At 71.8% G+C, this 12,349-nt stretch carries 13 protein-coding genes and 1 pseudogene; 11 read left to right on the plus strand and 3 right to left on the minus strand.

The genetic code is table 11. The annotated features are described in order from the left end of the window. Positions 1-91: 91 nt before the first annotated feature. Positions 92-3,064, plus strand: coding sequence for an SARP-family global regulator AfsR (locus ACFPIH_RS54665; protein ID WP_381176798.1), 2,973 nt, complete (start codon positions 92-94; stop codon positions 3,062-3,064). Between the two features lie 224 nt (positions 3,065-3,288). Further along, on the plus strand, positions 3,289-3,531 hold the full coding sequence (locus ACFPIH_RS54670) for a hypothetical protein (protein WP_381176801.1): 243 nt from the start codon (positions 3,289-3,291) through the stop codon (positions 3,529-3,531). A gap of 93 nt (positions 3,532-3,624) precedes the next feature. Here ACFPIH_RS54670 and ACFPIH_RS54675 read toward each other — a convergent pair whose 3' ends face one another. Then, on the minus strand, positions 3,625-5,208 hold the full coding sequence (locus ACFPIH_RS54675; protein ID WP_381177296.1) for a FadD3 family acyl-CoA ligase: 1,584 nt from the start codon (positions 5,206-5,208) through the stop codon (positions 3,625-3,627). A 93-nt stretch (positions 5,209-5,301) separates the two neighbouring features. On the opposite strand from ACFPIH_RS54675, the gene ACFPIH_RS54680 reads away from it, so the two are divergent. The 3 genes from ACFPIH_RS54680 to ACFPIH_RS54690 are packed head-to-tail and all read left to right on the plus strand — an operon-like array spanning position 5,302 to position 7,641. Next, the gene (locus ACFPIH_RS54680; RefSeq protein ID WP_381176804.1) at positions 5,302-6,447 is read left to right on the plus strand and encodes a lipid-transfer protein; all 1,146 of its coding nucleotides are present in this window, start codon (positions 5,302-5,304) and stop codon (positions 6,445-6,447) included. 7 nt (positions 6,448-6,454) lie between these two features. Further along, positions 6,455-6,871 (plus strand): Zn-ribbon domain-containing OB-fold protein, encoded by a 417-nt coding sequence (locus ACFPIH_RS54685; RefSeq protein ID WP_381176807.1) that lies wholly within the window; start codon positions 6,455-6,457, stop codon positions 6,869-6,871. After that, positions 6,868-7,641: an enoyl-CoA hydratase/isomerase family protein gene (locus ACFPIH_RS54690; RefSeq protein ID WP_381176810.1), complete on the plus strand. Its 774-nt coding sequence runs from the start codon at positions 6,868-6,870 to the stop codon at positions 7,639-7,641. The genes ACFPIH_RS54685 and ACFPIH_RS54690 overlap by 4 nt, the downstream gene beginning before the upstream one ends. A gap of 6 nt (positions 7,642-7,647) precedes the next feature. On the opposite strand, the gene ACFPIH_RS54695 is transcribed toward ACFPIH_RS54690, so the two are convergent. Then, positions 7,648-8,112, minus strand: coding sequence for an ATP-binding protein (locus ACFPIH_RS54695; protein ID WP_381176813.1), 465 nt, complete (start codon positions 8,110-8,112; stop codon positions 7,648-7,650). Between the two features lie 146 nt (positions 8,113-8,258). On the opposite strand from ACFPIH_RS54695, the gene ACFPIH_RS54700 reads away from it, so the two are divergent. From ACFPIH_RS54700 to ACFPIH_RS54725, 6 genes and pseudogenes are all read left to right on the plus strand, one after another. Further along, positions 8,259-8,585: a helix-turn-helix domain-containing protein gene (locus ACFPIH_RS54700; RefSeq protein WP_381176816.1), complete on the plus strand. Its 327-nt coding sequence runs from the start codon at positions 8,259-8,261 to the stop codon at positions 8,583-8,585. Beyond that, positions 8,555-8,995, plus strand: a pseudogene (locus ACFPIH_RS54705) (DUF5753 domain-containing protein); the annotation flags it as partial. The gene ACFPIH_RS54700 and the pseudogene ACFPIH_RS54705, both read left to right, overlap by 31 nt. Positions 8,996-9,077: 82 nt before the next feature. Next, complete coding sequence (locus ACFPIH_RS54710) at positions 9,078-9,296, plus strand: DUF397 domain-containing protein (RefSeq protein ID WP_381176819.1); 219 nt, start codon at positions 9,078-9,080, stop codon at positions 9,294-9,296. Between the two features lie 292 nt (positions 9,297-9,588). Continuing rightward, complete coding sequence (locus ACFPIH_RS54715) at positions 9,589-10,464, plus strand: hypothetical protein (protein ID WP_381176822.1); 876 nt, start codon at positions 9,589-9,591, stop codon at positions 10,462-10,464. Between the two features lie 99 nt (positions 10,465-10,563). Further along, the gene (locus ACFPIH_RS54720) at positions 10,564-11,220 is read left to right on the plus strand and encodes a DUF433 domain-containing protein (RefSeq protein WP_381176825.1); all 657 of its coding nucleotides are present in this window, start codon (positions 10,564-10,566) and stop codon (positions 11,218-11,220) included. After that, entirely contained in the window at positions 11,210-11,938 is a 729-nt protein-coding gene (locus ACFPIH_RS54725) for a PIN-like domain-containing protein (RefSeq protein WP_381176828.1), read from the plus strand. Before ACFPIH_RS54720 ends, ACFPIH_RS54725 begins: the two co-directional genes overlap by 11 nt. Here ACFPIH_RS54725 and ACFPIH_RS54730 read toward each other — a convergent pair. Continuing rightward, positions 11,841-12,349 (minus strand): trypsin-like serine peptidase (locus ACFPIH_RS54730; protein ID WP_385879348.1); only part of this gene is annotated, 509 nt, incomplete at its 5' end. The two genes, ACFPIH_RS54725 and ACFPIH_RS54730, sit on opposite strands and share 98 nt — an antisense overlap.

Consider the following 12,349-nt stretch of genomic DNA (forward strand, 5'->3'; position numbering starts at 1 on the left):
TGGCGCCGTGAATCCGTTCTCCGCGTGGCTGACGGGTCCGGCATGGACAGGGCAAACTGAACGGGTCATTCGGATGTCTAAGGGAGCTTGGATGGACGACCGCGCAGGACACGGCGGCCCGCGCGTGCCGGAACAGCGGAGCCCCGACTCCCGCGAGGACTCGGGGGCCCTGCGTTTCGACGTGCTCGGCCCGGTGCGCGCACGACGGGGCGAGGAGCAGCTGAACACCGGTTCCCCCCAGCAACGCGCCCTGCTGGCAGCCCTGTTGCTGCGTGAGGGCCGTACGGCGACGGCGGCCGAGCTGATCGACGCGCTGTGGGGCGAGGAGTCCCCCTCGCAGGCCCTGGCGGCGGTGCGGACGTACGCCTCCCGGCTGCGGAAGGCGCTGGACGCGGGCGTCCTGGTGAGCGAGTCGGGCGGATACGCCGTACGGGGACTGCGCGAGGGTGCCCTGGACCTGGCGGTGGCCCAGGAGCTGGCGGCCGACGCGGAGAAGGCGAAGGCGTCCGGGGACCTCGGCCGGGCCCGGGAGGCGCTGAACCGGGCGCTGGGCCTGTGGGACGGCGAGGCGCTGGCCGGCGTACCCGGGCCGTACGCGGAGGCCCAGCGGGTCCGTCTGGAGGAGTGGCGGCTCGGCCTCCTCGAATCCCGCCTCGACATGGACCTGGAGCAGGGCTGCCACACGGAGGCGGTCTCGGAGCTGACCGCGCTCACGGCCGCGTACCCGCTCCGCGAACGCCTGCGTGAGCTGCTGATGCTGGCCCTCTACCGCAGCGGCCGGCAGGCCGAGGCCCTCGCGGTGTACGCGGACACCCGTCGGCTCCTCGCGGACGAGCTGGGAGTGGAACCCCGGGCGGGGCTCAGGGAGTTGCAGCGCCGCGTCCTACAGGCCGACCCGGAGCTCGCCGCGCCCTCGGCGCCGGTGGCGGAACCGGCGGCGGCCCGGGCGCGGCCCGCTCAACTCCCGGCGACCGTACCGGACTTCACCGGTCGCGCGGCCTTCGTACGCGAGCTGGGCGAGGTGCTGGCCTCGGCGGAGGGCCGCGTCATGGCGGTCTCGGCGCTGGCCGGCATCGGCGGCGTCGGCAAGACGACCCTCGCCGTGCACGTCGCCCACCAGGCCCGGCCGGCCTTCCCCGACGGGCAGTTGTACGTGGACCTCCAGGGCGCCGGAGCGCGGGCGGTCGAACCCGAGACCGTCCTCGGCTCCTTCCTGCGCGCGCTCGGCACCGCGGACTCGGCGATCCCCGATTCCCTCGATGAGCGGGCCGCGCTGTACCGGACCGTGCTGGACGGACGGCGGGTGCTGGTGCTCCTGGACAACGCCAGGGACGCCGCGCAGGTACGGCCGCTGCTGCCGGGCATGGAGGGCTGCGCGGCGCTGGTCACCTCCCGGATCCGGATGGTCGACCTCGAAGGGGCCCACCTGGTCGACCTCGACGTGATGGCGCCCGACGAGGCGCTCGCGCTGTTCACCCGTGTCGTGGGCGAGGAGCGGGTGGCGTCGGAGCGGAAGGCCGCCCTGGACGTGGTCGCGGCGTGCGGGTTCCTGCCGCTGGCCATCCGCATCGCGGCGTCCCGGCTGGCGGCCCGGCGCACCTGGACGGTGTCCGTGCTGGCGGCGAAGCTCGCCGACGAGCGGCGCCGGCTGGACGAACTCCAGGCGGGCGACCTGGCGGTGAAGGCCACCTTCGAGCTGGGCTACGGCCAGCTGGAGCCGGCCCAGGCCCGCGCGTTCCGGCTGCTGGGCCTGGCCGACGGCCCGGACATCTCCCTGGCGGCCGCCGCGGCGGCTCTGGACCTGCCCGCGGAGGACACCGAGGACCTGCTGGAGTCCCTGGTGGACACCTCCCTGCTGGAGTCGGCGGCGCCCGGCCGCTACCGCTTCCACGACCTCGTACGGCTCTACGCGCGTGCGTGTGCGGAGCGGGACGAACAGCCGTCCAGCGAGCGGGGGGAGGCGCTGTCGCGGCTGCTGGACTTCTATCTGGCCTCCGCCGCCGCGGTGTACGCGCTGGAGCGCCCCGGCGAGCGGGTCCTGGACCACTTCGAGTCCACCCGTTACGAGGGCCTGGCCTTCACCGGCCAGCAGGCCGCGCTCGACTGGCTGTTCGCCGAGGCCGCCAACCTGCTGTCCTGCGCCCGCCAGTCGGCGGCCACGGGCATGCTGCGGCGGGCCGCCGATCTGTTGATGGCCGCCGTGGACCTCGGAGAGTCCGGCGCGAACTCCTATCAGTTCACGCAGGCCGCTACGGCGGTCAGCGAGTCGGCCCGGGCCGCCGGGGACAACCTCGCGGAGTCCCGGGCGCGGACCATGCTGACCCATGTGCACAGTCTGTCCGGCCGGTTCGCCGAGTCCGAGGCCGAGGCCCGCCGGGCACTGGAACTGGGGCTGCTGGCCCAGGACCCGGTGGCGTGCGGACAGGCGCCGAACCAGCGGGGCATCATCGCTCTCTACGAGAGCCGGCACACCGACGCCGAGGAGCATCTCACCCAGGCCCTGGCGGCGTTCCGGGCCGACCAGAACAAGCCCGGCGAGGCCGCCGCGCTGTGCAACCTGTCCCGGGTGCACCTCGCGACGGGGCGGACCGCGAGCGCCGTCGAGCTGGCCCAGCAGGGCATCGCGCTCTACCAGGAGGCCGACTCCGGCCTCGCGCTGCGGCTGGCCAACGGCAAGTACGCGCTCGGCCTGGCCCTCACCGGGGCCGGTCAGGTCGACCGGGCGCACTCCGTCCTCACCGAGGCGCTGGAGACGTTCCGCGAGAACCGGCAGCAGTTCTGGCACGGCATGACCCTGTTCCGGCTGGCCGAGGTGGAGCTGGCCGACCGCCGGCCGGCCCAGGCCGCCGCCCTTGCCGAACAGGCACTCGCCGTGCTCCACGGCATCGGCGGCGAGTGGCGGCGGGCCAACATCCTCACGGTGCTGGGCCGCGGGCTCGCCGCCGTGGGCATGCCGGGGCGGGCCCAGGCGTGCTGGGCCGACGCGCTGGCGGTCTTCGAGGACCTGGGGTCTCCCGAGGCGGCGGAGGTCCGCACACTCCTGGAACCCAGCGCGGTCGCCTGAGGACACCCAAGGGCACCGAGAGCGCCCGTACGCCCGTTCATCGTTCGTTTATCGCACCCCGGCACTCTCGTCCGTACCGATCCGCCGCGTCGGGGGGCAGACGGGTCGGACTGTGGCCGCACCACTATGGTGAACGGCCTTGCGAGGCCCGTCCGGCGGCCCATTGGGGGAGCCGCCGGACGGGCCGATCCATCCCGCTACACACACATTTCAGGAGTCCGCCCATGGCCGACACCAGCCAGGACCTCAAGCCGACGGACGCCCACGCCTCCGGCGAGGAGCTCACCGTGCAGGACGCGCACGCCTCCAGCGAACCCTTCAAGCCGGCGGACGCCCACGCCTCCGGCGAAGAGGTCACCGTGCAGGACGCGCACGCCTCCAGCGAACCCTTCAAGCCGGCGGACGCCCACGCCTCCGGCGAGGAACTCACCACCCTGGACGCACACGCGTCCACCCAGCGCCCCTGACGGGGTAGCGACGCCCACTCCCGGGCGGGAGAGCGCGGCCGCGGTGGCCCGGAGGGGAGCCACCGCGGCCGGCGCGTGTCGGGCGGCGGCCGGTCAGGCTCGCCCCCGCAGTTCCCCCTTCACCACCTTGCCGCTCGCGTTGCGCGGCAGCTCCGCCACGAACTCCACCGCGCGCGGCACCTTGTAGTTCGCCATCTCCCGCCGCGCCCAGGCGATCAGGTCGTCGCCGGTCAGCTGGGCGCCGGCCCGCCGTACGACGTACGCCTTGCCCACCTCGCCGAGACGGGCGTCCGGGACGCCGACGACGGCGACGTCGGTCACGTCCGGGTGGAGGCCGAGAAGTTGCTCGATCTCCGCCGGGTACGCGTTGAAGCCGCCGACGATGAACATGTCCTTCAGCCGGTCGGTGATCCGCAGGTTGCCCGCCGCGTCCAGCACCCCGATGTCGCCGGTGCGCAACCAGCCGTCGGGCGTGAGCACTTCGGCGGTCGCGGCCGGGTCCTCGTAGTACCCGCGCATGACGTTGAAGCCGCGCACAAGGACCTCCCCCGGCTCCCCGGCCGCCGCGTCGACCCGTACCTCGGTCCCCGGGATCGCCCGCCCGGAGGTGGAGGCGATCACCGTCGGATCGTCCCCGCGTCGGCACATCGTCACGATGCCGCTCGCCTCGGAGAGCCCGTACGCGGTGAGAACCGTGGCGACCCCCAACTCGCCCCGCAGCCGTTCGACGAGCCGCAGCGGCACCACCGCCGCGCCGGTGACCACCAGCCGTAGCGCGGACAGATCGTGCGCGTCGCGCGAGGCGTGGTCCAGGAGGGACTGGTGGAGGGTGGGCGGGCCCGGCAGGACCGACACCCGCTCCGCCGCGAGGTTCGCGAGGACCGTGTCCACGTTGAACACCGGCTGCGGGATCATCGTCGCGCCCCGCATCAGACAGGCGATCACGCCCGCCTTGTAGCCGAAGGTGTGGAAGAAGGGGTTGACGATCAGGTAGCGGTCGCCCTGCCGCAGCCCCGCCAGCTCGCTCCACACCTCGTACGCCCGCAGCGTCTGCGCGTGGGTGATCACGGCACCCTTGGGCCGCCCGGTCGTACCCGAGGTGAACACGAGATCCGACGACCAGTCCCCCCGCACCGAGTCCGCCCGCGCCCGCACTTCTTCCGTTCCTACACCCTCCCCGCTCGCCAGGAAGTCCTTCCAGGTGAGGAAGCCGGCCGGGGCGTCGTCCGACAGCACGACCGCCTGCTCCAGGTCCGGCAGCCCCGGCAGCGGCCCGCCACCGGTCCCCTCCCCCACCGCCCGCCGCAGCGAGGCCACGTACGAGGTCCCCAGGAACGTCCCCGTCACGAACAGCAGCCGCGCCCCGCTCCTGCGCAGCACGTCCGCCGCCTCGGCGCCCTTGAAGCGGGTGTTGAGCGGGACGAGCACCGCTCCCGCCGACACCGCGCCGAGCGCCGCGACCATCCAGTCGAGGGAGTTGGGCGCCCAGATCCCCACCCGGTCACCGGGCCGCACCCCGTTCGCCAGACAGGCCGCCGCCGCCCGCTCCACGCGGGCGCCCAGTTCGGCGTACGAGATCCGGGTCCGGCCCTCCACCACCGCCTCGGTGTCCGCGTACCGCTCGGCCGCCGCACGGACCAGTCCCGGAATGCTGCCCCACTCCACGTCACCGCGCACCACGAGCCCCCTCCACTAGCTGACTACCCGTCAGATTAGCGGTAACCTGACGGACTGTCAGCCGCCGTGTGTTCATGTGGAGGTGCGTGCAGCGTGACCCTCAAGGACGCCACCGCCGTCGTCGGCATCGGCCAGACCCCGTTCGCCAAGCGCCTCCCCGAGTCGGAGAAGACCCTCGCCTGCCGTGCGGTCCTGGCCGCCCTGGACGACGCCGGGATCGACCCGAGCGAGGTCGACGCGCTCGCCTCCTACACCATGGAGGAGACGGACGAGGTCGAACTGGCCAAGGCCGTCGGCTTCGGCGACCTCACCTTCTTCAGCAAGGTCGGCTACGGCGGCGGCGGTTCATGCGCCACGATCGCCCACCTGGCAGCGGCGATCACCGCAGGTCAGGCCACGGTGGGGGTCGCCTGGCGATCCCGGAAACGGGGCAGCGGCCCCCGCCCCTGGACCAACACCGCCGTCCAGCTCCCCACCCCCGCCCAGTGGACCCGCCCCTTCGGCCTGCTCCGCCCCGCCGACGAGATAGCCATGCTCACCCGCCGCTACATGCACGAGTACGGCGCGACCCGCGACCACCTCTTCAACGTCGCCCTCGCCTGCCGCAACCGCGCCAACCAGAACCCCGCCGCGATCATGTACGACCGCCCGCTCACCCGCGAGATGTACATGACCGCCCGCTGGATCAGCGAGCCGCTCTGCCTCTACGACAACTGCCTCGAAACGGACGGCGCGTTGGCCTGCGTGGTGGTCAGCCGCGAACGCGCCCGAGACTGCCGCCACAAGCCCGTCTACGTCCACTCGGCCGCGCAGGGCCTGCCCGCCCAGCATCACGGCATGGTCAACTACTGGAACGACGACCCGCTCACCGGTCCCGCCTGGTCCGCCGCCCGACACCTGTGGAAACACGCGGACTTCACGCCCGCCGAGGTCGATGTCGCCCAGATCTACGACGCGTTCACCGCCCTCGTCCCCCTCTCCCTGGAGGGCTACGGTTTCTGCGGCCGGGGCGAGGGCGGCGCGTTCACCGAGGGCGGCGCCCTGGAGATCGGCGGCCGGCTGCCCCTGAACACCGGCGGGGGCGGGCTCAGCGAGGCGTACGTCCACGGCTTCAACCTGATCAACGAAGGCGTCAGACAGCTACGCGGCACCAGCACCGCCCAGGTCCCCGACGCCGCGACCTGCCTTGTCACCGCCGGCGAGGGCGTCCCGACCTCCGCCCTCCTCCTGAGGAGCTGACCGAACCATGCTGACCCCGATCGCCGACGCCGACGGCGCCCCCTTCTGGGGGTACGCCGCCCAGGGCGAACTCCGCGTCCAGACCTGCGCCGACTGCGCCGAGCCGCGCTTCCCGCCCCGGCCGTGCTGCCCGCACTGCCAATCCTTCGCGGCCGACTGGCGCCCGACGTCCGGACGCGGCCGTATCTGGTCCTACGTCGTCCCGCACCCGCCCCTCCTCCCCGACTACGCGGCGCAGGCCCCCTACAACGTGATCGTCGTCGAACTCACCGACGCACCCCGGATCCGCCTGGTGGGAAACCTCGTCCGCGAGGCGGGCGCCCCCCTCAACTCCCTTCCCCCCGCCCGGATCCGCATCGGCGCCCGCGTCCAAGTGGCCTTCACCGCGGACGGGTTGCCGCAGTGGACCCTGGAGCGGCCGTGACCGTACGCCTGGAGGTCTCGAAGGAAACCGGAGTCGCGACCGTCACCCTCGACCGCCCGGAACGCCTCAACGCGATCGACGTGGCGATGGCCACCGAACTCCACTCACTCTGGCGGGAGTTGCGCGTCGAGGACTCGGTGCGGGCGATCGTGCTGGCCGGCGCGGGCGGCCGGGCCTTCAGCACCGGCCTGGACCGGGACGCGGTGGTCCCGCAACCCACCTCCCCCTACATGCAGGACGATCCCCTCCTCACCATCGGCCCGAAGTCGGCCGACCTGTGGAAACCGGTGATCGCCGCCGTGGAGGGCATGGCCTGCGGAGGCGCCTTCTACCTCCTCGGCGAGTGCGAGTTCGTCGTCGCGGGCGCCGACGCCGTCTTCTTCGACCCGCACACCACGTACGGCATGGTCAGCGCCTACGAGTCCGTACTCCTGGCCCAGCGGATGCCGTACGGCGAGGTGGCCCGGATGATGCTGATGGGGACCGCCGAGCGGATCTCCGCACGGCGGGCGCACGAGGTGGGCCTGGTCTCCGAACTCACCCCTGCGGGTGGCGCGTCGGATGCGGCGACGGCCTGCGCCGCCGTCATCGCCGCCTACCCGCCGACCGGCGTCCAGGGCACGGTACGCGCCCTGTGGTCGGCGAAGGAGGCAGCCCGCACGGCGGGCTACGCCCAGGCCCCCCACCTCATCTCCTTGGGCAACCTGCCCGACGAAAAGCAGGCGGAACTGTTCACAGGGCGGTCGACGGCGAAGCCCCGGATCCGCTGAGCGGTTTCACCCCTGAGTCGGCACCCCAAGGGTCACCTCCGCCCATACCGTCTTGCCCACAGGCCGACGGGGCTCCGCTCCCCAGCGCACGGCCAGGGCGTCCACCAGGAGCAGTCCTCGCCCGGACTCGCCCTCGGGGTACGACGGGGGCGGGGCCATGGGGGGCCGCTTCTCGGAGGCGGCATCCATGATCTCGATACGAACCAGACCCGCAGCCGGGTCGAGGGCCAGCCGGAGGCCGAAGTCCCGTCCGGGAACCCGGCCGTGCTGTACGGCGTTCGCGGCGAACTCACCGACGACGAGGGCGACCGTGCACGACGTGTCCGACGCAGGCAGGTAACCCCACTCCTCCATGCGCCGGACGGCGAAATGCCGGGCGAGCTGCGCACCTCGCGACGAGGAGACGAACTGCTGTGCGACTGAAGGTAGTTCGCGTGGCTCGTTTCCCAGTGCGGTCGTTCCTGTCGGCACGGCTTTTCCGTCCTTGTCCGTCGATCCGAGTCATCTCGCGACGCGTATGAGCCGTCACGTTCCGTGCCCAAGGGTCGTCCGATCGCCCTACGCTCGACAGGTGACACAGCATTACTTTTCAGCCCGTAAGGAACGGAAGTGACGCTTTGGCCAACGAAATTGACCCGAGCGCGTCGATGGCGGCGCTGTTCGGTACGCGGGTACGCAGGCTCCGTACGGCGGCCGGACTGACCCAGACCGAACTCGGTCACAGGACACACGTGGTGAGCACACGGATCACGCAGATCGAGCGGGCGTCCGGAGCGAAGCCGACGCTGGCACTGGCGCGTGCGCTGGACGCGGCCCTCGGTGCGGACGACCTGCTGATCGAATTGTGGCCGTACGTGTACCGGGAGGCGTTCCCGGACTGGTCGCGGAGGTTCTGGAGCACTCGGAACGTGCGATGGCCATCAGGCAGTACGCGGCTCATGTAGTGCCGGGTCTGCTGCAGACGGAGGACTACGCGCGGGCGGTACTGAGCGTCGGTCGAACCCTTGACGGCAAAGAGCAGTTGGAAGAGCGGGTCGCCCTTCGCATGGGACGGCAGGAGCGTCTCGTCGGCCCCGACCGCCCCGAGCTATGGGTGGTCCTCGACGAGGCGGTGCTCCGGCGCCCGGTCGGCGGGCAGGCGGTGATGCGTGAGCAGTTGGCGCGGCTGCTCGGGACCGCCGCGGAACGGCACATCGCGGTGCAGGTACTGCCGTTCGACCAGGGCGAGCACGAGGTCATGGGCGGCTCGCTCACGGTGCTCACCATGCGCGACGGCTCGGAGATCGCCTACACGGAAGGCGCGCACTACGGCCAACTCATCGAGGATCCGGACGAGGTCAGGGAGTTCGCGCTGACTTACGATCGGCTGAGGGCGGCGGCTCTGCCCCCGCTCATGTCACTCGACATGATCCGATCCGTGATGGAGGACAACCACCGTGGAGCGAAGGTCCCGTCCCGATCTGAACGGCGCCGCCTGGCGCAAGAGCAGCTACAGCAATCAGGAGGGGGGCGACTGCGTGGAGGTGACCGACGGGTTCCAAGCCGTCGTCCCCGTCCGTGACAGCAAGGTGCCGTACGGTCCGGCGCTGTGCTTCGACGCCGTCTCCTGGGCAGCCTTCATAGGCGAGTTGAAGGCCGGGCACCACCGTCCCTGAGGCGGCCGGGCCCTGGCAGCCGTCGACCTTCCGGGCTCACCGGACCCTTGTCCACGAGGGTCCGGCGGGCCGCTGACCTCCTGAAAGAACCGGGGGAAAGAACTTCCCGCCCACCCACCCTCCCCGGCCGCGAAGCCGCCGCGAAGCCCGCGTCACCCGTCCGAGTGACCGGCTTGCAGAGGCGGGATACGGACGGTTACGTTCGCCGCAACAACCGCAAACAGATACGGCCCCCGGCCAGGACGGCAATCCTGAACGAGGGCCTGACCAACCAGGAAGCGATACCTTCCCGATGGCTGACCAGCAGTCTAACGCGCGCCTGCGCGCCGACGCCGGAATCCCGACCTCCGGCGTGATCCATGTCCGCACCCGGCTGACCGCCGACTTCACCGTGATCTCCAACGCCCTCGCCCAGCGGCGCGGCAGCGCGGTCACGGTCGGCGTCGCGTCGTACATCTCCTCCCTGCGCGACGGCTCCTCGGTGACGATCAACGCCCTGTGCGAGCACTTCGACGAGGGGGAGATCCTCATCTCGCGGGCGCTGAGGGAACTCGAAGCCGCCGGATATCTGGAGCGCCGCCGAGAGCGAACGTCCACCGGCCAGATCCGTACCCGGACGTACTTCTACGACGTCCCCGGCGGCGGTCCGGAACTGGATCCGGATCCTGACCCGGACGGGTCTCCTGAGCCGCCGCAACCGCATCGGCCCCGAAAGCAGCCCGCGGCTTCGGCAGCCATGCACCCGCCCGCACAGGCCGAGGCGGAGGAACCGCCCCCGCTCGCCGACGCCGACCCGCAGGCCGTCGCCGTACTCGCCGCCCTGCGCCGGGTCGACCCCCGCCTTGTCCTGTCCGCGCAGGAAGCCGCTCGCCTGGCCCCGGCCGTCACCCGGTGGCTCGCGGCAGGTCTCCTGCCCACACACATCACGGACCACCTCACCGCACGGCTCCCGGACCACTTCCTGACCCGCCCGGCGGGCATCCTCGCCTACCGGCTCAAGGAGACCCCCCTTCCCCTGCCCGCACCGGCCGGAATCGCGGAACCCCCCGTACGTCCGGCGGTCGTGCCCATGCGGAACTGCGACGGCTGCGACCGGGGATTCCGTGCGGCGGAACCAGGCCGTTGCCGGGACTGCCGATCCGGGACCCGTCTCCGCGCGGCCTGCTGAGCCGGTCGGCAGGAGTGCCGTCGGCCCTCTGGTGGGAGCCTTGTTGTGCGACGATGCGAAACCCGGTACCGGGTATGGCAGAAGAGGAGGAGGTGGGACATGGTCGACAGGTTCAGGGACGGACTTCTGACTCCCACGGAAACAGCCTCCTACCTGGAGATCCCGCAGTCGACGCTCACTTCCTGGTTGAAGGGCAGGGCCGCCGGGGCGCCTCTGGTCCATCAGGTGGAGCCGCTGCGCAAGGGACAGCCCTCGGTGCCGTTCATCGCGGTGGCCGAGGCGCACGTGCTTCGTTCCCTGCGTTCCCTGGGGCTCCGTATGAGCGAGATCAGGGAAGCGGCCGCCGCCGTTCGGGACGCCTTCGCCACCCCTTACGGCCTGGTGTCGCGGCGGATCGCGACGGACGGCGTGGACATCTTCGTCGAGCACGGTCTCGGGGATCTCCGCAGGGCCCGGGACGGTCAGGCCCCCATCCATGAGGTGGTCTCCGGATACCTCCGCTATCTGACCTGGGAGCCCGACGACGACTTCCCCTCCAGCCTGCGGCTCAGGCAGTACCCGGACTCCGTCCCCGTCGTGATCGACCCGAGGTTCGGACACGGGAGGCCCGTCGTGGCCGCCAATCGCGTCGCGGTCAATGCCATCACCGATCTGTGGGAGGCCGGGGAGAGCGTCGAGGACATCGCCTACGACTTCGACATGACGCCCGAGCAGGTCGACGCGTTGTGCCGGGCAGTGGTGCGCCTTGCCGCCTGAGTTCTTTCTCGACCGCAATCTCGGGCGTCGGGTCGCGGAGGGGCTGAGGGCGTGCGGCTGGACTGTCCACCGCATCGGCGACGTCTTCCCCCACGACGGACAGGACGTGGCCGACGAGGAGTGGATCGCTCACGGCCTCGACCAGTCGTGGGTGCCCCTCTCGAAAGACGGCCGGATCAAGAGCCGGGACCTGGAGATCGAGCCGGTCCTTGAGCGGGAAGCGGTGCTGTTCTACCTCGACAACCAGCAGCTGCGCAGTGTCGAGATGGTCGAACGGCTCGACGCACACCTGAGGCGATCCATCGCGCGGTGGTCAGCGGCGGACCCGCGGCCTACGCGGTACGACGCGACCGTGTCGAGCGCACCTGGCCGTGACGGACGGATGGTTCGAGGAGAGCCTCCCCGCTGCCTGAGCCGACGGTTCAGGACGCTTGACCTGCCGGGACACGCGACTGACGCCGCGAAGATCAGTCCCGCGTCCGGACCCGCCGGGATCGCTGTCCGGTGCCCGGGGCCGCAGGGCCTGCGATTCGGGCAGGTTCAAGCGGCCCCGCTGAAATCTGCGGGGCCGCATGGAGCACGTTGCCAGGCAGCTTCCGGGTCCGGGGGCGGGCTGCCGTTCAGCCGCGCTGGGCGGCGTCGTAGACGGCCTTCGCGGTCTTGTCGAGCGTCGGTCCGTACATCGGGGTGCCGCCGTGGCCCTCGCCGTGGCTGTTGACCGACACCACGGTGCCCTTCCCGGTGGCGGAGTCGAAGCCGGCGAGCCAGGGACCGCCGCTCGCGCCGCCGCCGAGGTCGCACGGGACGCGCTGCTCGCCCTCGGGGGCCTGCTGGGTGGTACCGGCGCAGTACAGCAGTTGCTCGCCCCGCTGGGGAGTGGTCGCCGGATAGCCGAAGGAGGTGACCCGCAAACCGGCCGGACGGCCGAAGGCGATCTTCTGCGCCCCCACCGCGTCGGTGAGTTGCTTCCCGTACGCGGGGGTGGCGACGACCATCGCCGCTACGTCGTTGACGGTGTCCTCGGCCCAGGAGCGCGGTGTCACGGTCGCCTTGACGGCGTAGCGGCCGTACGGCGCCTTGCCCTTGGCGTAGCCGGGGACGAAGACGATGTCGCTGTAGGTGTTGACGG

It is taken from the genome of Streptomyces vulcanius (assembly GCF_042653945.1).
Taxonomy (GTDB): domain Bacteria; phylum Actinomycetota; class Actinomycetes; order Streptomycetales; family Streptomycetaceae; genus Streptomyces; species Streptomyces mangrovi.

Coding starts and splice junctions, on each gene's coding strand:
- ACFPIH_RS54665 (WP_381176798.1), top strand. CDS start 92: ATGGACGACCGCGCAGGACACGGCGGCCCGCGCGTGCCGGAACAGCGG.
- ACFPIH_RS54670 (WP_381176801.1), top strand. CDS start 3,289: ATGGCCGACACCAGCCAGGACCTCAAGCCGACGGACGCCCACGCCTCC.
- ACFPIH_RS54685 (WP_381176807.1), top strand. CDS start 6,455: ATGCTGACCCCGATCGCCGACGCCGACGGCGCCCCCTTCTGGGGGTAC.
- ACFPIH_RS54715 (WP_381176822.1), top strand. CDS start 9,589: ATGGCTGACCAGCAGTCTAACGCGCGCCTGCGCGCCGACGCCGGAATC.
- ACFPIH_RS54720 (WP_381176825.1), top strand. CDS start 10,564: ATGGTCGACAGGTTCAGGGACGGACTTCTGACTCCCACGGAAACAGCC.